Genomic DNA, 20,085 nt, shown 5'->3' with positions numbered 1-20,085 from the left:
TCAGTATTCAGTAAATTATAATGGATGATAATGAATATCGATTAATAAGTAAAAATTTTAGAGATAAAGCCAGAGCCTATTTTAATTATCTAATAGAAGAATTTAATTATAAATTAAAACATGAAAGTGATAGGACTAAATCTGGCTCAATTATCGTTGATACTTTAATTTACACAAATGAAAAAAGAAATAGAATCATTAAAATTTCTAATTCTTTTCATCCAAAAGATTATGGATTTCAATTAACTATTTTTGATACTAGTCAAATTCAAAATAGTGTGATGAGCGAAAAATTGCTGTTTAATATCATTTTGATAAACCAAAATGTTAATCAAAATTATTTAGAACAAACTGCTGAAAAATTGAAACAAAACTATTCTGATGCAATTGAAGGAAAAACTTTTTTTGATGATGCTTTTGAATTTACAACTGTCACAAAAAAGAATGAGAAATCTATTTCTTTAAAACACATATTAATTTGGGTAACTGTATATTTGATATTTTTACTCATTCAATTTTTATTTAACAAATAACATGGCTCGTAGAAGCAGAAGACATTGTACTGGCTTTGGTTATATAGGATTTGGTAACAACCAATCTACGTTTAACCAAAAAACAAGTACTCCCTTTTCTGTTTACAAAGAAAAACTAGATTTAGAGGCACATCTTCATTACAAAATGGAGTTTATGCATAAAGATCTTAGTAAAGCTGATAAAGAAAAAATTAAAAATAAAATCCGCAAACAAGAACGTAAACTATTCTGGAGAACTGTAATTATAAGCCTCATTATTTTTTGTTTTATGATATATCTTATCTATTATTTAATCAATCAAATTCTTTCTCATTAATCTCTAATAATGATTCATTTTCTTAATCTAATCCGTTGGAAAAACCTAATTATGATTGCTGTTGTGCAAATATTAATTAAATATGCTTTGTTGCTTCCTTTTAATGAAAGTCAAGGTGTTACAACGACGCTCAGTACTTTTGCCTTTGCTATTTTGGTAGTAGCCACTCTGTGTATAGCGGCTGGAGGTTATATAATTAACGATATTTATGATATTGACACAGATACGGTTAATAAACCAAGCAAAGTCATTATCAATAAAAACATTTCAGAAAAGGATGGCTACACCTACTTTATGCTTCTAAATGTCATTGGTGTTGGATTGGGTTTTTACCTTTCGCACCTCATTAATTATTCGTCTCTTTTCGTAGTCTTTTTTATTAGTTCTGCATTGTTATACATCTATTCTACTGCCTTAAAACAGATGTTTTTAATAGGGAATATTGTGGTTTCTATTGTTGTGGCACTAAGTATTTTGGTGGTTGGTATTTTTGAATTAATCCCTTCCATGATGTCTTTCAACAATGTGGCCAATATGCCTTTTTTAGAAATTATAAGAGACTATGCTATTTTCGCCTTTTTAATAAATCTTGTTAGAGAAGTTATAAAAGATATTGAAGATATTAACGGAGATCATAAGGTCGGTATGCAAACCATGCCCATAGTTTTAGGAAGAGATAGAGCTACTAAAATTGCATTTGCGCTATCTTTAATTCCTATTTTCGCTGTAGTTTATTACATTATCACAAGTTTATACACACAACAAATTTTAGTCGGTTACTTTTTAATATTTGTTGTTGCTCCATTAATTTATGTTGCCATAAAGATTTTTAGTGCAGAACAGCAATCGCATTACAAACATATTAGTTTTATGTTAAAACTAGTTATGCTCACAGGCATGCTTTCTATGAGTCTTTACCCTTTTATTTTGAAGTAATATGCTAAACGACAATCTAAAGGATTATAATATCATCTTAGCTTCGGCATCACCAAGACGCCATGCCTTTTTGAAGTCTATGAATATAGATTTTGAAGTGCGTCTTCATCCTGTAGATGAAGTATATCCTGACACTTTAAAAGGCATTGAAATCACTGATTATTTGGCAAAATTAAAAGCTGAAGCCTTTAAAACGGAACTCAAAGAAAACGATATTTTAATTACCAGCGATACTATTGTTTGGTTAAATAACAAACCTATTGAAAAACCAAAAGATAAGGACGATGCCTTTAGGATGATTACATCGCTTAGTAATAAATCCCATGAGGTAATGACCTCAATTTGCTTTACACAAACCAACCAACAAAAGCTGGTAAACACAATAACCAAAGTTACGTTTAAGGCATTAACAGATGACGAAATCTGGTACTATGTAAACACCTACGAACCATTAGACAAAGCTGGTGCTTATGGCATACAAGAATGGATTGGTGCCATTGCAATAACTAAAATTGAAGGGTCTTATAACAACGTCGTTGGCTTACCCACACATTTACTTTATGAAACGTTAAATACCATTGCCAACACTTAAGCAGATTGTAACTTTGTAAGAAAGCCCAAAATAGGCACTAGGCAGTCAGTAGACAGTTTCCTTCCCTATCCTTATTATTGACTATCAGGTTATTGAAAATAATAAATATTAGCACATGAAAAAGTTACTTTTTATACTCACAGTTTTAGTAGTTGCATTTCAAAGTTGTAAAGAAACAGTTGAAACTACTTCGGAAATCTCAGAAAATTTACGTCCAGAGATTGAAGAAAAACAACCTAAAGAAGAATTATCACAAGTATTTAAAGACTATTGGTATTCAGGCGAAGCCGAAATTACATCTTACAAACTAGAACAAGTACGTTATGGAGAAATAAGAGACGGTAAAGCCGTTTTAGTTTTTGTTACTGAAGATTTTTTACCAGACACACAAGTAAAAGCAGATAATTATAACGAGAGCAACATCCCAGTATTAAAGCTTAACGCCTCTAAAAAATTCAATACAGGTATTTATCCATACAGTATCATGCAGAGCACATTTTTTCCTGTAGCTAATAATCAACACGCATTAAAAGTTTCAGCTTCTATACAAGAATGGTGTGGACATGTATATACACAACTTAATAATCGTAATGAGTTTGAAGTTTCTTCACATTCCTATTTTCAAGGTGAAGCCGATCAAAATTTCAAACTAGAAAAAACCTGGACAGAAAATGAGATTTGGACCAAACTGAGAATAAATCCAAATTCATTACCAGTTGGTGAAATCAGTATTATTCCTTCATTAGAGTTTACTAGATTAAAACATAAAACTATTACTTCCTATAAAGCTTTTGCAAATTTAAACGATGGCACATACACCTTAAATTACCCTAAGTTAAACCGAAGCTTGAAAATTAATTTTAACACAGTATTCCCTTTCGAAATTTTAAGTTGGGAAGAAACATCAACAAACGGTTTTGGTGCATCAGCAAAGACTTTAACAACCAAAGCTACTAAACTAGAAACGATTAAATCAGCCTATTGGAACAAAAACAGTAATGCAGACGAAAGTTTAAGAACTACATTAAAGTTACAATAGATTATTAGCTACCTTTGTTTGTAATTAACCATTAAACGCTATGTCTAATTTCTTTGAAACTTACCGATCCGAAATTATATACTCTGCGATTGTACTCATAGTTTTGCTCATTATAAGAGCAATAATTGTTGTCACGGTAAACAAAATTGGCAAAAAAAGTGGAACAACAGAAGCGAGAGCTGCACTAATTGGTCGTTATGCTACTGTAACCCTGGTACTTTTGGCATTGTTGATAGAAGCTTTTATACTCGGTGCCAAAACCAGTGATATTACCTTAGTATTTTCTTCTGTTTTTGCTGTTATTGGTATTGCATTATTTGCTATCTGGTCCATTTTAAGCAATATTACTTCAGGCGTCATTATGTTCTTTTCATTTCCATATAAAGTTGGTGACAAAATAAAAATACACGATAAAGATTACCCTGTAGAAGCCATTATAGAAGACATTAGAGCATTTCAACTTATACTTAGAGAAGACAATGGCGATTTGGTCACTTACCCTAACAACTTAATTCTTCAAAAAGCTGTAACTTTAATGAAGAAAGATGCTTTAGACGATAGCAGTATTCTTTAAATTATGATTAAAAGACGAACTAAAAAAAAGCGCACCCAAGAATCTAAAAAACATATTGGTCAGGTTCCTGGTACGCTAATCTATACAGGAAAAAAGTCTGATAAAGATTTTCATGTAGAATGCTTCGATTATACAAAAGACTATATTGAAGAGTCTATATTACTCAATATTGAAGATGCTATTAACTATAAAGAAACAGACTCGGTAACCTGGATAAATGTCGACGGACTTAAACATACAGACAAAATTGAAGATATTGGTAAACAATACGATCTGCATCCGCTGGTTTTAGAAGATATTGTAAATACTTCGCAACGCCCTAAAATTGATGAGTATGAAGATTATTTGTTTGTTGTGCTAAAAATGCTGTATTACGATGACGACGAAAATATTGTTATAGAGCAAGTTAGTATTGTATTAGGTAAAAATCATGTGTTAACATTTCAAGAATCTGAAGGAGATGTTTTTGGTTCCATTAGAGAACGTTTGCGATTATCTAATGGTAGAATACGAGGATTAAAATCCGATTATCTAATGTATGCATTAATTGATGCTATCGTAGATAATTACTTTAGTCTCATTGAAACCCTTGGCAATAAAATCGAAGACTTAGAAACCGAACTCTTTTCAGGGAACGCAAGAGAAAATGTTAATATAGACATACAACAACTCAAACGCGAAATTCTAAAAGTACGCAGGGCAATTTTTCCACTTCGCGAAATTATAAACCGTATTGAAAAAGGGGATCACCCATTTATCTACAAACGCACAATCACTTTTTACAGAGATGTTTACGACCATTTAATTCAAGTATCAGAAAACATAGATATTTACCGTGAAATGATATGGAGTTTAATGGATATGTACATGACCACAATAAGTAACCGAATGAACGAAGTAATGAAAGTGCTTACCATTATGTCTTCTATATTCATTCCATTATCGTTTTTAGCTGGCCTCTATGGTATGAACTTTAAATACATACCAGAACTCGAATACCGCAATGGTTATTTTGTGCTTCTTGGTGTCATGTTTACTATTTTTGTTGGGCTGCTCATTTACTTTAAAAGAAAGAAGTGGTTGTAGATACTGTTTACTAAAAACCAAACGTTAGCAACAAACCCAAAAATTAACTCTGGAATTTGAAATTATTTATCTCATTATTAGTGATTCTTACTTTTTCATCGTGCAATGACAATCGGAATGAATTAGAATCTGAATACCAGAAATGTATTAATGACAAAACATTTGATAGAACAATTCTTTATCCGTTAAAAACGTCCGAATCAGATATTGCGAATTCGGTAAGTATTTTTGATTCAATTCAAAAGTTTGAATATCATTTGCTAAATACTGGTTATTTACCTTATAACAATAAAAACGGATATTTGAAATTGATTGGTGAAATTGAAAAAGCTGAATATCTAAAGAAAGAATTTGAGGATTTTAATTCGACCAATTATTTTATTGAGAATAATTTAATGACGGCTCTGTTCTTTGAGGAATTATTTTACGATTGTGCAATAAATTCCTTTAATAACAAAATACATTACCAGTTTATTCTTGACACAAAGGATAAGGTTCAACTCAATTCTTATCCGAATAGAGAAATATTGGCTGAACTAATTGATAAGGTAGAATTTGACAGCGATACACAAAGATTAATAGTAACATATCTAATTTATAGCAATTTATATTGGAGATATGAAATGAAAAAAAGCTAGTTGCTAATAATGGCTATAATTTATACTAAATAATCGTCTATTTACAAAATTAGTTCAACTTTAAACGGTTGGGTTTCTAGAGTCGAAAATTCCGCTGGAATTTTCAACGTAACGAAATCATAGCCGAGACCGTTAAACAAACCCTAAAAACGAGGTTATAGTAGGCAACTTTTTTATATTTGAACAGCACACTAACTAAATAACCTCATGTTTCAGATTAGACTCTGTATTCTTTTTGTTTTTAGCTGTTTAATATCATTATCAGCACAACAACCCAAAAAATTTAATTCCTCAGAAATCTACGAAGCTGTCCAAAAGCTTAATGTCCTAGGTTCTGTCTTATATGTCGCAGCGCATCCAGACGATGAAAACACACGATTAATATCTTATATGTCTAACCAAGTTAAGGCACGTACGGCTTACCTTTCGTTAACACGAGGTGATGGTGGACAAAATCTTATAGGACCAGAAATTAGAGAACTTCTTGGTGTCATTAGAACCCAAGAATTACTAGCAGCTCGTCGTGTCGATGGTGGTGAACAAAGGTTCACTAGAGCCAACGATTTTGGTTACTCAAAACATCCTGACGAAACCCTAGAGATCTGGAATAAAGATTTGGTTTTGGCAGATGTGGTTTGGGCAATTAGAACCTTTAAGCCAGACGTGATTATTAACCGTTTTGACCACAGAACACCTGGCAGAACTCATGGTCATCATACAGCTTCTGCGATGCTAAGTATGGAAGCTTTTGATTTGGCCAATGATGCTTCTCAATATCCATCGCAGTTAAAATATACAGAAACTTGGCAGCCAAAGCGTATCTTCTTTAACACATCTTGGTGGTTTTATGGAAGCCAAGAAAAATTTGAAGAAGCCGACAAAAGCAATATGCTAAATTTTGATATTGGTGTTTATTATCCAAGCAAAGGTATGTCTAACAACGAAGTTGCTGCCTTAGCAAGCAGTCAGCACTTATGCCAAGGCTTTGGTCGTTTATCCCAACGAGGCACACAACAAGAATACATTGAATATTTAAAAGGTGAACCGTTAGATGATAGCAAATCAGTTTTTGCAGGTATAGACACCACTTGGAATAGAATTGAAGGTGGAAAAGCAATTGGAGACATTTTAAACTCCGTTGAAGAGAATTTTAATTTTAAAAACCCAGCCACTCACCTACCACAATTATTAGAAGCCTATAGATTACTTCAAAATGTAAAAGACGAGCATTGGAAAACCATTAAAACTAAAGAATTACTAACTATTATAGAAGCTTGTGCAGGCTTATACTTAGAGGTATCAGCAAATTCACCACATGCAGCACCTAACGCTACCGTAAGTTTAAACATCGAAGCATTAAACCGAAGCTCTGCATCAATTAATTTAAAATCCTACAAGTTATCGACACTGCCTAATGCTATTTCTAAGGAAATGGATATGGTAGAAAACCAGAAGTTAAATTTTAACGAAGCCATTACAATACCAAAAAACAGCCACTACACGACTCCGTATTGGCTAAATAAAAAGAGTACACTTGGTATGTATCATGTTGATAATCCGCAATGGATAGGCAAACCAGAAACACCAAGAGCTGCATTTGTAGATTTTAATTTAAATATTGAAGGGACACCTATCACCATAACCAAACCTGTAGTATATCGGTATTCGCAACCAGACAAAGGCGAATTGTACAGACCTTTTGAAGTAATACCAGAAGTCTCTGCAAGCATTTCTGATAAGGTTTTTATTTTTGAAAACGATCAACAAAAAGAGATTGAAGTGATTGTAAAAGCTGGTAGAGACGCCATTGAAGGTTATGTGCAAATGGCTTATCCAAACGATTGGAACGTCTATCCACAAAAGCAAAAAATTGAAATTGTTAATAAAGGTGATGTTCAAAAAGTGGTATTTACAGTGATTCCGCCAAAAAATCAGAGTGAAGGTCTTATTACACCAATGGTAAATAGTAATGGAGACTATTACACTGATGAACTTGTAGAAATAGACTACAGTCACATTCCGTACCAAACCGTTTTAATACCAAGCGTAAGTAAAGTGGTGCGTTTAGACATTGATAAACGTGGTAATAACATAGGCTATATTGAAGGTGCTGGAGATGTTGTGCCAGAAAGTCTAAGACAAATTGGTTACAACGTTACCGTTATAAAACCAGATCAAATTTCAGCCGAAAACCTAATTAATTTTGATGCTGTTGTTGTAGGTATTAGAGCATATAATATTTTAGACGAACTTAAGTTTAAACAAAAATTCTTACTGGATTATGTTAAAGAAGGTGGAAACCTCATTGTACAGTATAACACTAACAGACGCCTTAAAGTCGATAATTTATCACCTTACGATTTAGAAATCTCAAGAGATCGTGTTACTGATGAAAATGCTGAAGTTAAAATACTTGAGCCAAGTCATCCGCTATTAAATTTTCCAAATAAAATTACAACACAAGATTTTGAAGGTTGGGTACAAGAACGCGGTTTGTATTTTCCTAATGAATGGTCAGAAGATTTTACACCACTTCTTTCTATGAACGACAAAGGCGAGTCTTCTAAAGAAGGGAGTCTCTTGGTTGCCAAATACGGAAAAGGAAACTACATATATACAGCTTTAAGCTTTTTTAGAGAGTTTCCTGCTGGTGTTTCTGGTGCTTATCGTCTTTTTGCCAATCTGCTTTCTGCTGGTAAAGAAGAAGCTAACAAACTAAAAAATTAAAATTGAACAAGCGAGAGGAATATTTCAAATTGGTCAATGATAATATTGAGAAATTTGGATTTCATACAACATATGTAATGGAAGAAGTTGACTTTACTCCTTTTGGATACTCAACTGGGCTGTACGAAAATTTTAATATTCCTGAACTCATTATATCTGGACTTCCAAATGGTCTCACAAATGAATTGATTAATAATTATGCTGAGAAGTTTAAATATAACGAAATACCTCTTAATATAAAGATAGAAAGTTTGACTACCAGATTTCCTGTTTATTTTATTGAAATTAATAATGAATCATTAACTGAATATGCATTGAGTTCATTTAGATTTTATGAGAATTCAGAGTTTAAATATTTACAGCTTATCTTCCCTGATTTGAATGGTTATTTCCCTAATGAATCAGAATATGATTATGATCAAAAAATATTTAAATAATGAAAAAATATTATGATTTTAAACAATTCGATAAATTAACATGTTTATAAAAAAATGATAATTGATTAATATGCAAAACCAACCACAACCAAAGCAAAAATGGAATAAAATGTACACCATTGTACTTATAGCTAATGCACTTTATATTGTATTATTTTATTTTATAACTGCTTCATTCGCTTAAGCCTATGCAACAGACTTTAGACTGGATAGATTGGACGGTTTTAATTACCACTTTGGCCATCATTGTAGGTTATGGCACATGGAAAACGCGAGGTAGCAAAAATGTTCAGGATTATGTAAGAGGTGGTAATACTACAAAATGGTGGACAATCGGTTTGTCTGTAATGGCAACACAAGCCAGTGCTATTACCTTTCTTTCTACCACAGGTCAGGCATTTTCGGACGGTATGGGATTTGTACAATTCTATTTTGGCTTGCCGATTGCTATGGTGATTATCTGCCTAGTATTTATCCCTATTTATCATCGGCTTAAAGTGTATACGGCTTACGAATTTCTCGAAAATCGTTTCGATCTAAAAACCAGAACACTTACCGCTATTTTATTCTTAATTCAGCGTGGGTTAGCCGCTGGTATTACCATATTTGCGCCAGCCATTATTCTTTCTGTTGTTTTAGGTTGGAATATCGTTACCCTTAACATCATCATTGGTGTTTTAGTTATTATTTATACCGTTTCTGGCGGAACAAAAGCAGTAACAGTAACCCAAAAACAGCAGATGTTTGTCATTTTTGCTGGTATGGTAGCTGCACTGGTAATTATTATTAAACTTATACCTAAAGAAGTTTCTTTTATAGATGCTATAGATATTGCTGGTGCTACAGGAAAGATGCAAGTACTAGATTTTTCTTTCGATTTAGAAAATCGTTATACCATTTGGACAGGACTCATTGGTGGTACTTTCTTAATGTTGTCGTATTTCGGAACTGACCAAAGCCAGGTGCAACGCTACCTTTCTGGTAAAAGCATGAAAGAAATGCAAATGGGCTTACTCTTTAACGGACTACTAAAAGTACCTATGCAATTCTTTATTCTTCTGGTTGGTGTTATGGTATTTGTATTTTATCAGTTTAACCCTTCACCATTAAACTTTATTGATAAATCTACTGAAACCGTTTTAGCTTCAGAATACGGAAATGAATATAGAGCACTTCAAGATAAACAGGCAGAATTATTTGACATGAAGCAACGCCTTAGTTTAGCTTATGCAAAGAACGAAAACCCTGAGTTAAAACAACAACTTTTTCAAATAGATAGTATTGAAAAAATATACCGCCTAGAGTCTAAATTTTTAATTAAAAACGCTATAGACCCTGAATACAGAGCAAATTACATAGCGCTCGAAAAGACCGTTTATGATTTAAAATCTGACCCTAAAAGTGAAGTTTATAAAATTAAGTCTGCCGAACTAGAAGCACTCTACAGAGATGCTGCAAAAGACACGCAAACCAACGACCGAGATTACATGTTCATTAGGTTTATCCTTAATCATTTACCAACTGGTCTAATTGGCTTGCTATTAGCTGTTATTCTTTCTGCCGCCATGTCTTCCACAGCTTCAGAAATTAACGCTTTGGCCACGATTACGTCTATCGATTTATATGGTAGAAATCTTAAGGAAGACAAAGGAGAAACGCACATGGTAACCGTGACCAAATGGTTTACATTAGGCTGGGGAATTGTTGCTATAATTATTGCCTGCTTTGCGGATTTGGCAGAAAATCTAATTCAATTAGTAAATATTATAGGCTCTATATTTTATGGTAATGTTCTTGGTATTTTTTTACTTGCGTTTTTCTTTAAACACATTAAAGGTGGCGCAGTATTTAACGCAGCACTAATTACTCAAGTCATCGTAATAATCGGTTGGGCTTTTGATTGGATGCCTTATTTATGGCTAAACCTTTTTGGATGTGTCGTTGTCATAATAATTGCTAATCTACATCAACACTTAATTAAGAAGACAGAGCAAATCTAAGAATATAAAAAAAAGCGCATTCTTAATAAGTGCGCTTTTTTTATTTATAAGTCTGTAACTTTAATTACATCGCTCCCCATTCTTTTAGAGAATCTTCATTCATTTTAATGTAATCGGCATTTTTTGCTTTCTTAGCACCTTCTAAGGATTTTTTCGCAGCAGCTATAGCGCCTTTTTTGTCACCATTTGCAGCGTGGATTAAAGACTGCTTTCTTAAGTACCAAAAACGCGGCTCATCTTTAGTCATTTCAACAGCTTTATCAATCCATTTCATTGCTAAGTCTAGGTCTTTATTCTCAGATAAGTAATATGACGCTGCAGAATAATAGTCATTCTCAGTAGGACCAGACATTACATTTTTAATGGAAGTTGCCACTTTTTCTTCAGTTGGAACTTTAAATGTAACGGCTGCATACGTTTTTTCCCAAATAAAACCAATATTAGCCGAATCGTTTGTTAAATCATCCAAACCAATGGTCCATGTTTCTACATCCATTGGCATTTTATAAACCTTTGCAGAAACCTTAGCTGCAACTTTAGAGTCATCCCATTTAGCTGGCGTTCCCCAATTATTTGTGTCTGTGTAGAACACAACATCCCAAGATTCTTTATTAGGAGAAATAAATATAGCATAAGAACCGGCTTTGAGTTCATTACCATCTATAGAAACATTATCGCTAAATGTTATTATCGTGTTCTTGTTGGCACCTGCACGCCACAATTTACCGTAAGGCACTAAATCGCCAAATATTTTTCTTCCTTTCATACTCGGGCGAGAGTACTCTAGGGTTACGTCTGTTAACCCAACCTTTTGCTCAATTGTTGTAAGAGGGCTAGGCTGCGGTGTTTCTAATTGTGCATTTGCTGTAAACATTAGAGCCAATGCAAATACAAATAGTACTAGTTTTTTCATGTTGATAAGTGTTGTTTTAAAATTATGTTAAAATTACAACTAAAGACTACTTGGTAATGTTAATGAATACCTAAAACTGTAAAATTAACGTTGAATTTACGTTTCACTTATCCTTTTATCGTAATATTGCAATATAATAATTAAATAAATTATGGGCTTAACAAAATCTGAAATATTTACAGATACTCAAAACCAAATTGCAACACTCGCTAAGGCCTTTGCACATCCTGCAAGAGTAGCTATTTTACAGCAAATCTTTAAAACAAACACCTGTATTTGTGGTGATTTGGTTGATGAAATTGGCCTAGCGCAGGCCACCATTTCTCAGCATCTTAGAGAATTAAAAAACATTGGTCTTATTAAAGGTAACATTGAAGGTACTAGCGTCTGTTATTGCCTAGATGAACAAAACTGGAATAACATGACATCTATAATTTCAAATTTTATAGAACAAAACAATAACAACAGCAACGACTGCTGCTAAAATTTAAATATTATGACATTAAAAGAGATTACATCTACTTTAAGTAATCTAGATAAGATTGCTTTTCAATTGCCTAATGGTGATTTAGTTCCTTCGCATTTTCATGTTACGGAAGTAGGAAAAATAAACAAACTATTTATCGATTGTGGTGGAACGATTAGAAACGAAGAAGTTATTAATTTTCAATTATGGAATGCCGATGACTACGACCATAGGCTACATCCTGAAAAATTATTGAATATCATTAACCTTTCTGTAGAAAAATTAAACATCAATAAAAACCTACCTATTGAAGTTGAATACCAAGGAGAAACAATTGGTAAATTTGGATTAGAATTCGATGGTAATATTTTTTTACTAACCACAAAGCAAACTGATTGTCTTGCAAAGGACAAATGTGGTATTCCTGAAGCTAAACCAAAACGTCAACTTTCCAGTTTAACTGATGATGAAATATGTTGTTCACCTGATGGTAACTGTTGTTAAATTCAAAATCTGAATCATGATGTATTCAACATTAAAAGAGAATATTAAAAGTTTTGATACAGCTTCAATCCCTGAAGAACGAAAAAAAACACTTCAACCTTTAATAGATTTTATTCAATCTAAAGTTGATGCCAAAACCACTGTAAACCTCAATTTTATTTGTACGCACAATTCTAGAAGAAGTCATTTATCTCAAGCTTGGGCACAAGTCTTGGGTAAGTACTATGGCATTAATAATCTGTTTTGCTATTCTGCAGGTACAGAAGCTACATCATTATTTCGGGTAGCTGCAGAGACACTAGCTAACTCAGGTTTTAAAGTGGATAAACTTTCTGAAGGAAATAATCCCGTTTACAGTTTAAAATATGCTGAAAACACGCATCCTATCATTGGGTTTTCAAAAACCATTGCGTCGCAATTTAATCCTCAAAGTGGTTTTGCAGCCATAATGACCTGCTCTTCTGCAGATCAAGGTTGTCCTTTTATAGCTGGTGCAGAAAAGCGTATTCCTATTACTTACGAAGATCCAAAAGTAGCTGATGGAACTCCACAACAAGCAGAGAAATATGAAGAGCGTAGTACTCAAATTGCAACTGAAATGAAGTATGTTTTTTCTCAAATTAAGAAATAATAAATCATGAAAAAGAAATTAAGTTTTTTAGATAGCTACCTTACCTTATGGATATTCTTAGCTATGATTTTGGGTGTTGGTATAGGTTATATATTTCCAAAATTTCCTGAGGTTATTAACACTTACAGTAGTGGCTCTACAAACATTCCTATTGCTGTCGGACTTATTTTAATGATGTACCCACCATTGGCAAAAGTTAATTATAGTTTGTTGCCTAAGGTTTTTAAAGATGTAAAAATATTGTCCATTTCCTTAATCTTAAACTGGGTTATAGGCCCTGTTTTAATGTTCTTTTTGGCAATAATCTTCTTACAAGATTATCCAGAATATATGGTAGGTCTCATTCTTATTGGTCTCGCGAGATGTATAGCTATGGTATTAGTATGGAACGATTTAGCAGAAGGTAGCAGTGAGTATGGTGCTGGCTTAGTAGCTCTAAATAGTATTTTTCAGGTGTTTGCTTACAGTTTTTATGCGTATGTATTTATCACAGTGCTTCCACCATATTTTGGGTTTAAAGGAGCCATTGTAGATATATCTATTGCAACCATTGCAGAGAGCGTTGCTATTTATTTAGGTATTCCTTTTGTACTTGGCATACTATCGCGTGTTGTTTTAGTAAAACTAAAAGGCGAAACATGGTATACCCAAAAGTTTATTCCAACAATTTCACCATTAACACTCATTGCATTGTTATTTACAATTATTGTAATGTTTTCATTAAAAGGAGAACTGATTGTTGAGATTCCTGGTGATGTTTTAATCATTGCAATACCTTTAATAGTATACTTTACGTTAATGTTTCTTATTGGCTTTTTTACTAGTAAAGCTATGGGTGCACCATACGATAAAAATACTGCCATTGCATTTACTGCTGCTGGTAATAATTTTGAACTAGCCATAGCTGTTGCCATTGCTGTATTTGGCCTCAACTCAGGCCAAGCCTTTACTGGAGTTATTGGGCCTTTAGTAGAAGTACCTGCACTAATTCTATTAGTTAGAGTCGCGTTTTGGTTAAGGAAAAAATACTACAGAACACAAAACGTTTAGTTTTAGGTGCTGCTTGCTTAAAACTTGGTGTTAAATTTTGTTTAACTTTTAATTTAAATCATTAAACATTTTGTATCTTTACATTGTAAATTAACTACAATGGCAAAGAAAAAAAATATAAAGCAAGCAGACCTCATTTCTTTTTACATGGATTATGTTCTTACGCACAACCAACAGCCTAAATCGGTATATGTGTTTGCAAAAGATAATAATTTTGAAGAACAACAATTCTATCAATTCTTTTCTTCATTTGAGGTTTTAGAACAGTCTATCTTCAAATTGTTTTTTGATAATGCGATTACGGTTTTAGAGAAAAGTGACGATTATGCTTCCTTTGACGAACGCAATAAGCTTTTAAGTTTTTATTTCACTTTTTTTGAAATCCTAACAGCAAACAGAAGCTATGTAGCCTATGCTCTTGGTGATAAAAAAAATTCTCTCAAAACACTACGTACTTTAGCACCATTAAAGCAACAATTTATGCACTATATTGAATTGCTTGATATAAAGACGATTGATTTAAAGCAAGAGCAATTGACAAAACTTCAGCAACGTAGTTTAAAAGAATCTGCATGGTTACAATTGCTACTCACCATGAAGTTTTGGTTAGATGACACTTCTACTTCGTTTGAAAAAACAGATGTATTTATTGAAAAATCGGTTAGAGCAAGCTTTGACCTCATTGACACTACTCCGCTAAAAAGTTTAATTGACTTTGGTAAGTTTATTTACAAAGAAAAAATACATAGTAATTAAATGAAGACCATAGATAGCATACCAATATCAAAAATATCTCGCGCATCTAAACTGGTGACCACAGGTGCCAAAGTTGGTGTTAATTACCTAAAATACTATGGAGACAAAATGGTAAATTCTAAAGAAGAAGCCAAAGAACGTCTCAATCAAAGTAATGCCGAAGATATCTACGATAGCTTAAAAAAACTTAAAGGCAGTGCACTAAAAGTAGCGCAAATGCTAAGTATGGAAAAAAGCATTTTGCCACAAGCATATGTCGAAAAATTTTCGTTATCACAGTTTTCGGTACCACCTTTATCACCACCATTGGTCATAAGAACATTTAAAAAATATTTTGGGAAACATCCCGACGAATTATTTGATACTTTCAATGCAACTTCAGTAAACGCTGCCAGTATTGGTCAAGTCCATATTGCAGAAAAGAATGGGAAAAAATTTGCTGTGAAAATCCAATATCCTGGAGTTGCAGAAAGTATCGCATCAGATTTAGCATTGGTAAAACCAGTAGCTATTAAGATGTTTAACATAAAAGGAAAAGACTCGGATAAGTATTTCAAAGAAGTTGAAGATAAACTCACAGAAGAGACCAATTACAAATTAGAAATTGCCCAGAGTAAAGCTGTTGTAGACGCTTGTAAACATGTGCCGAATTTAAAGTTCCCAGAATATTACGAAGATTTATCTTCTGAGCGCATTATAACTATGGATTATATGGAAGGTGAGCATCTTTCTGAATTCGCCAGTCATAATACAAACCAAAACTTAGCATCTCAATTAGGCCAAGCTCTATGGGATTTCTACATGTTTCAAATTCACAATCTTAAAAAAGTACATGCCGATCCGCATCCTGGTAATTTTTTAATTTCTAAAGACGGAAAACTCATTGCCTTAGATTTTGGCTGTATGAAAACTATACCTGAGGAATTTTACAAGCCTTACTTTGAACTTGCAGAAAAAGATACCATCAATAACCCAACAAAATTTAAAGAAAAACTCTACGAATTAGAAATTCTTAGACCTGATGATTCTGAGGAAGAAATTATCTTCTTTACGGATATGTTTCATGAGCTGTTAAGCTTATTCACGCAGCCTTTTCATTCGGAGGAGTTCGATTTTTCAGATGCCAATTTCTTCGGAAGAATTACAGAAATGGGGCAGAAATATTCTAAAAGTACAGAGTTAAGAAACATGAATGGCAATCGTGGGTCTAAACATTTCATTTATATCAATCGCACATTTTTTGGGTTGTATAATTTAATGTTCGACCTTAAGGCTAAAAACATTAAAATTAACAATTTTATAAATCTGTAATATGGCGACCTTTAGTACCCAAGACATAGACAACATGCATCATTTGTACCGCATCAACCTTATTAATAGTTGTAGTGGTTACAAATCTGCGAATTTAATTGGTACTAAAGACAATTTAGACGTTACTAATGTTGCGGTTTTTAGTTCTATTACGCATTTGGGCTCAAACCCTGCTTTGTTAGGTTTTTTTCTTAGACCTACAACTGTTATTCGCAATACTTACGAGAACATAAAATCTACAGGAAAATTCACCATTAATCATATTTATGAAGACATTTTAGAAGACGCACATCATACTTCAGCAAAATACGATGCTCAAATTTCAGAATTTGACACCACTAAATTAGAAGAAGAATATAAAGACAATTTCTTTGCACCTTTTGTTAAAGGTTGTCCTATACAAATAGCAATGAGCTATGTAGAAGAATACTCTATACAAGCCAATAATACCATTTTATTAATAGGTAAAATTGAAAAGCTACATGTGCCAGACAGTCTATTAGAAAAAGATGGTTTCATCAATCTATCAAAAGGTAAAGTAGCAACCATAAATGGTCTAGACGGATATGCTATACCAGATTTAAAAAAACGATTAGATTACCAAAGACCTAAACCAGAATTTGCAATACCCAATGACTAATGCAAATACTAATTACAGGAACAACAGGCTACATTGCCAAAAGATTAGCACTTCAACTTCTTGAGGAAGGTCATGAATTGGTGTGTTGTGTTCGTGATCTAAATCGTATTCCAGACGAAATTGAGGAACATCCAAGGTGTTCTTTTATAAAAATGGATTTTCTAAGTCCAGAACCAAATAAAATTCCAAAAACCATAGATGCGGCTTACTACCTCATACATTCCATGGCTACAAATGCTGACGATTTTGAGGATTTAGAACGTCAGTGCGCTCACAATTTTAAAAATCTTATTGAAGCTACTGAATGTAAGCAAGTCATCTATCTCAGCGGTATTGTTAACGACGATTCACTTTCTAAACATCTAAAATCTCGCTTACAAGTTGAAGAAACCTTAAAATCTAACAGCTATGCCTTAACAACATTTAGAGCAGGAATTATTGTAGGTAGTGGTAGTGCTTCCTTCGAAATTATAAGAGATATCGTAGAGAAACTACCGGTTATGATTACACCAAAATGGTTGAATACAAAAACCCAACCGCTTGGTATTAGAGATGTACTCACCTACTTATCTCAAGCCCTAGGTAAAGAAGCACTTTACAATAAGTCCTATGACATTTTTGGACCTGAAGTGTTAACCTACAAGGAAATGCTTTTACAATTTGCAGAAGTGCGTGGTTTAAAACGGTATATATACACATTACCTGTTTTAAGTCCAAAACTGTCATCTTATTGGCTCTATTTTGTCACTTCAACATCATTTCAATTGGCCCAAGCCTTAGTCGATAGTATGAAAGTAGAAGTCATCGGCAAGCCTAGCGATATTAACAAGCATATAGATATTGAGCCATTATCGTATAAAGAAGCTGTTAATCTCGCATTTCAAAGAATAGAGCAAAATAGTGTAATCTCTAGTTGGAAAGACGCCGTTAGCAGCGGACGATTTAAAGATCAACTATCTAAACATATAGAATTACCGCAGTATGGCTGTTTTAAAGATATACGCTCTAGAACCATAGAAAATGAAGATTATACTTTAAATAAAATCTGGAGTATTGGAGGACGTAATGGCTGGTACAGTTTTAATAGTCTCTGGAAAATTAGAGGTTATGTAGATAAACTTTTTGGTGGTGTTGGTCTTAGAAGAGGACGTACTCATGACACTTATCTTGAAGCTGGAGATCCTTTAGATTTTTGGCGCGTGCTCTTTGCAGACAGAGGAGAAAAGCGACTACTCCTATTTGCAGAAATGCGCTTACCTGGTGAAGCTTGGCTTGAATTTAAAATTGTAAAAAACAAACTCTACCAACGTGCCGTATTTAGGCCAAAGGGACTTTGGGGAAGATTATATTGGTATATGGTTTTACCATTTCATGCCTTTGTGTTTAAAGGCATGATTAATGCCTTAATAAAACCCGAATGAGAGGTGTAAAAAAACAACATCTGCCCACAAAGATATGCCCAGTTTGTGAGCGACCTTTTACTTGGCGCAAAAAATGGGCAAAGAATTGGGACAACGTAAAATATTGTAGCGAAAAATGCAGAAGAAAGACATAAAAAATCTGATTTGGTTTAGAAATGACCTGAGAACCATTGACAATGCTGTTTTAAGTGAAGCCACTAAAAATGGTAATACTGTTTTTGGTGTGTATTGTTTCGATCCTAAGCAGTTTCAAATTGATGCTTTTGGTTTTAGAAAAACAGAAAAATTTAGAGCACAATTTTTAATTGAAACCATTAAAGACTTAAAGGAGAAACTTAGTCAACTCAACATAGAATTGCTAGTTTATTATGAGCATCCTGAAGTAATAATTCCACGGCTTTGTAATACACTAAATGTCGAGGAAATTTACCTTCAAAAAGAATGGACGCAAGAAGAAATTGACACTGAAAACGCAGTTAAAGCAAAAATTTACAATGTGACTTGGCATCATATTTACAATCAATTTTTGTTTAATCCTGAAGATATCAATTTTGAGATTTCTAAAACACCACAAGTCTTTACAGTTTTCAGAAAAAAATTAGAAAAATATGTCAGTATAAGACCTGAGGTTGAAACACTTAAACTACCAGAAAGTAATCACATTGAAAATAGCACAAACATCCCATCACTTACAGACTTAGGTTTTAATAATTTTGAAACGCATGCACACTCAGCATTTCCTTTTAAGGGAGGTGAAACTGCTGCTCAAAACCGACTGGAAGACTATTTTTTCAACACAAAAAAATTAGGTTTTTATAAGAAAACCAGAAATGGTTTGGTGGGCAAGGATTATAGTTCAAAATTCTCTCCTTGGTTGGCAAATGGTAGTATTTCTGCCAAAACCATCTATTGGAAAGTTAGGCAGTTTGAAAAAGAACATTATAAAAATCAATCGACCTACTGGTTAATTTTTGAATTGATTTGGCGCGACTATTTCAAATACATTTCACTAAAGCACGGCAACCAGATTTTTAAACTCGAAGGCATTCTAAAAAAAGACTATAACTGGGCTACAAATCAAACGCAAATACAACGGTGGATTGATGGCGAAACAGCATCTGATTTTGTAAATGCCAATATGATAGAACTTAAAGAAACCGGATGGATGAGCAATAGAGGTCGCCAAAACGTAGCATCCTATTTTGCCAAAGAGTTAGAGTTAGATTGGCGTATAGGTGCTGCGTATTTTGAATCGCTCCTACTCGATTATGATGTGCATAGCAACTATGGTAATTGGATGTATGTAGCAGGAGTTGGTAACGATCCTCGTGATCGTAAATTCAATGTGCAATTGCAAGCCGAGCGTTACGATAGCAACGGAAAATTTAGAAATTTATGGTTACAACCGAGTTTGTTTTAATACCATTCCTGCGAAGGCAGGAATCTCTTGGCTAAAAGTATATCTAACAGTCAAAGCTGGTAACATGAGAATTAGCCGACCTTCAAGTTTTAAAA

Annotated in this window: 22 protein-coding genes; 21 read left to right on the top strand and 1 reads right to left on the bottom strand. The window is 33.4% G+C overall.

Translation table 11 applies throughout. The annotated features are described in order from the left end of the window. Positions 1-20 precede the first annotated feature (20 nt). The 11 genes from BWZ20_RS14655 (at position 21) to BWZ20_RS14605 (ending at position 10,878) form a co-directional block, all read left to right on the top strand. A complete protein-coding gene (locus tag BWZ20_RS14655; RefSeq protein WP_076621061.1) occupies positions 21-533 on the top strand; it encodes a hypothetical protein in 513 nt (170 codons plus the stop codon). Position 534: 1 nt separating this feature from the next. Further along, positions 535-849, top strand: coding sequence for a hypothetical protein (locus BWZ20_RS14650; protein ID WP_076621059.1), 315 nt, complete (start codon positions 535-537; stop codon positions 847-849). Between the two features lie 9 nt (positions 850-858). After that, positions 859-1,785, top strand: a complete 927-nt coding sequence (locus BWZ20_RS14645; RefSeq protein WP_076621057.1) for a geranylgeranylglycerol-phosphate geranylgeranyltransferase — start codon at positions 859-861, stop codon at positions 1,783-1,785. Position 1,786: 1 nt separating this feature from the next. Next, entirely contained in the window at positions 1,787-2,377 is a 591-nt protein-coding gene (locus BWZ20_RS14640) for a Maf-like protein (protein ID WP_076621055.1), read from the top strand. Positions 2,378-2,492: 115 nt separating this feature from the next. Next, on the top strand, positions 2,493-3,416 hold the full coding sequence (locus BWZ20_RS14635) for a septum formation inhibitor Maf (RefSeq protein WP_076621052.1): 924 nt from the start codon (positions 2,493-2,495) through the stop codon (positions 3,414-3,416). A gap of 40 nt (positions 3,417-3,456) precedes the next feature. Next, positions 3,457-3,990: a mechanosensitive ion channel domain-containing protein gene (locus BWZ20_RS14630; RefSeq protein ID WP_076621050.1), complete on the top strand. Its 534-nt coding sequence runs from the start codon at positions 3,457-3,459 to the stop codon at positions 3,988-3,990. Between the two features lie 3 nt (positions 3,991-3,993). Then, positions 3,994-5,076 carry a magnesium/cobalt transporter CorA gene (corA, locus tag BWZ20_RS14625; protein WP_076621048.1) on the top strand — a complete coding sequence of 361 codons (1,083 nt, stop codon included), beginning with the start codon at positions 3,994-3,996 and terminating at the stop codon, positions 5,074-5,076. A gap of 56 nt (positions 5,077-5,132) precedes the next feature. Continuing rightward, the gene (locus tag BWZ20_RS14620; RefSeq protein ID WP_157358423.1) at positions 5,133-5,714 is read left to right on the top strand and encodes a hypothetical protein; all 582 of its coding nucleotides are present in this window, start codon (positions 5,133-5,135) and stop codon (positions 5,712-5,714) included. Positions 5,715-5,921: 207 nt separating this feature from the next. After that, on the top strand, positions 5,922-8,441 hold the full coding sequence (locus BWZ20_RS14615; RefSeq protein ID WP_076621044.1) for a PIG-L family deacetylase: 2,520 nt from the start codon (positions 5,922-5,924) through the stop codon (positions 8,439-8,441). A gap of 77 nt (positions 8,442-8,518) precedes the next feature. Then, positions 8,519-8,878 carry a DUF4262 domain-containing protein gene (locus BWZ20_RS14610; protein ID WP_232217118.1) on the top strand — a complete coding sequence of 120 codons (360 nt, stop codon included), beginning with the start codon at positions 8,519-8,521 and terminating at the stop codon, positions 8,876-8,878. A 188-nt stretch (positions 8,879-9,066) separates the two neighbouring features. Then, positions 9,067-10,878, top strand: coding sequence for a sodium:solute symporter (locus tag BWZ20_RS14605; protein ID WP_076621039.1), 1,812 nt, complete (start codon positions 9,067-9,069; stop codon positions 10,876-10,878). A 64-nt stretch (positions 10,879-10,942) separates the two neighbouring features. On the opposite strand, the gene BWZ20_RS14600 is transcribed toward BWZ20_RS14605, so the two are convergent. Next, positions 10,943-11,791, bottom strand: a complete 849-nt coding sequence (locus BWZ20_RS14600) for a DUF2911 domain-containing protein (protein WP_076621037.1) — start codon at positions 11,789-11,791, stop codon at positions 10,943-10,945. A 151-nt stretch (positions 11,792-11,942) separates the two neighbouring features. Here BWZ20_RS14600 and BWZ20_RS14595 point away from each other — a divergent pair, with 151 nt between their 5' ends. From BWZ20_RS14595 to BWZ20_RS14550, 10 genes are all read left to right on the top strand, one after another. Continuing rightward, a complete protein-coding gene (locus BWZ20_RS14595) occupies positions 11,943-12,275 on the top strand; it encodes an ArsR/SmtB family transcription factor (protein WP_076621035.1) in 333 nt (110 codons plus the stop codon). A 12-nt stretch (positions 12,276-12,287) separates the two neighbouring features. Beyond that, a complete protein-coding gene (locus BWZ20_RS14590; RefSeq protein ID WP_076621033.1) occupies positions 12,288-12,761 on the top strand; it encodes a DUF6428 family protein in 474 nt (157 codons plus the stop codon). A 19-nt stretch (positions 12,762-12,780) separates the two neighbouring features. Next, positions 12,781-13,392 (top strand): low molecular weight phosphatase family protein, encoded by a 612-nt coding sequence (locus BWZ20_RS14585; RefSeq protein WP_410529712.1) that lies wholly within the window; start codon positions 12,781-12,783, stop codon positions 13,390-13,392. Between the two features lie 6 nt (positions 13,393-13,398). Continuing rightward, the gene (arsB, locus tag BWZ20_RS14580; RefSeq protein ID WP_076621030.1) at positions 13,399-14,442 is read left to right on the top strand and encodes an ACR3 family arsenite efflux transporter; all 1,044 of its coding nucleotides are present in this window, start codon (positions 13,399-13,401) and stop codon (positions 14,440-14,442) included. Between the two features lie 99 nt (positions 14,443-14,541). Further along, on the top strand, positions 14,542-15,198 hold the full coding sequence (locus BWZ20_RS14575) for a TetR family transcriptional regulator C-terminal domain-containing protein (RefSeq protein ID WP_076621028.1): 657 nt from the start codon (positions 14,542-14,544) through the stop codon (positions 15,196-15,198). Continuing rightward, on the top strand, positions 15,199-16,509 hold the full coding sequence (locus BWZ20_RS14570) for an ABC1 kinase family protein (RefSeq protein WP_076621026.1): 1,311 nt from the start codon (positions 15,199-15,201) through the stop codon (positions 16,507-16,509). A gap of 1 nt (position 16,510) precedes the next feature. Continuing rightward, complete coding sequence (locus tag BWZ20_RS14565; RefSeq protein ID WP_076621024.1) at positions 16,511-17,149, top strand: flavin reductase family protein; 639 nt, start codon at positions 16,511-16,513, stop codon at positions 17,147-17,149. Next, the gene (locus BWZ20_RS14560) at positions 17,149-18,570 is read left to right on the top strand and encodes an SDR family oxidoreductase (protein WP_076621022.1); all 1,422 of its coding nucleotides are present in this window, start codon (positions 17,149-17,151) and stop codon (positions 18,568-18,570) included. Before BWZ20_RS14565 ends, BWZ20_RS14560 begins: the two co-directional genes overlap by 1 nt. Further along, on the top strand, positions 18,567-18,704 hold the full coding sequence (locus tag BWZ20_RS14555; RefSeq protein WP_076621020.1) for a DUF2256 domain-containing protein: 138 nt from the start codon (positions 18,567-18,569) through the stop codon (positions 18,702-18,704). The genes BWZ20_RS14560 and BWZ20_RS14555 overlap by 4 nt, the downstream gene beginning before the upstream one ends. Further along, positions 18,686-19,990: a DASH family cryptochrome gene (locus BWZ20_RS14550; RefSeq protein ID WP_076621018.1), complete on the top strand. Its 1,305-nt coding sequence runs from the start codon at positions 18,686-18,688 to the stop codon at positions 19,988-19,990. The genes BWZ20_RS14555 and BWZ20_RS14550 overlap by 19 nt, the downstream gene beginning before the upstream one ends. Positions 19,991-20,085 lie beyond the last annotated feature (95 nt).

Origin of the sequence: Winogradskyella sp. J14-2 (assembly GCF_001971725.1) — a bacterium.
Lineage (GTDB): Bacteria > Bacteroidota > Bacteroidia > Flavobacteriales > Flavobacteriaceae > Winogradskyella.
This window is presented reverse-complemented; position numbering and strand designations above follow the sequence as displayed.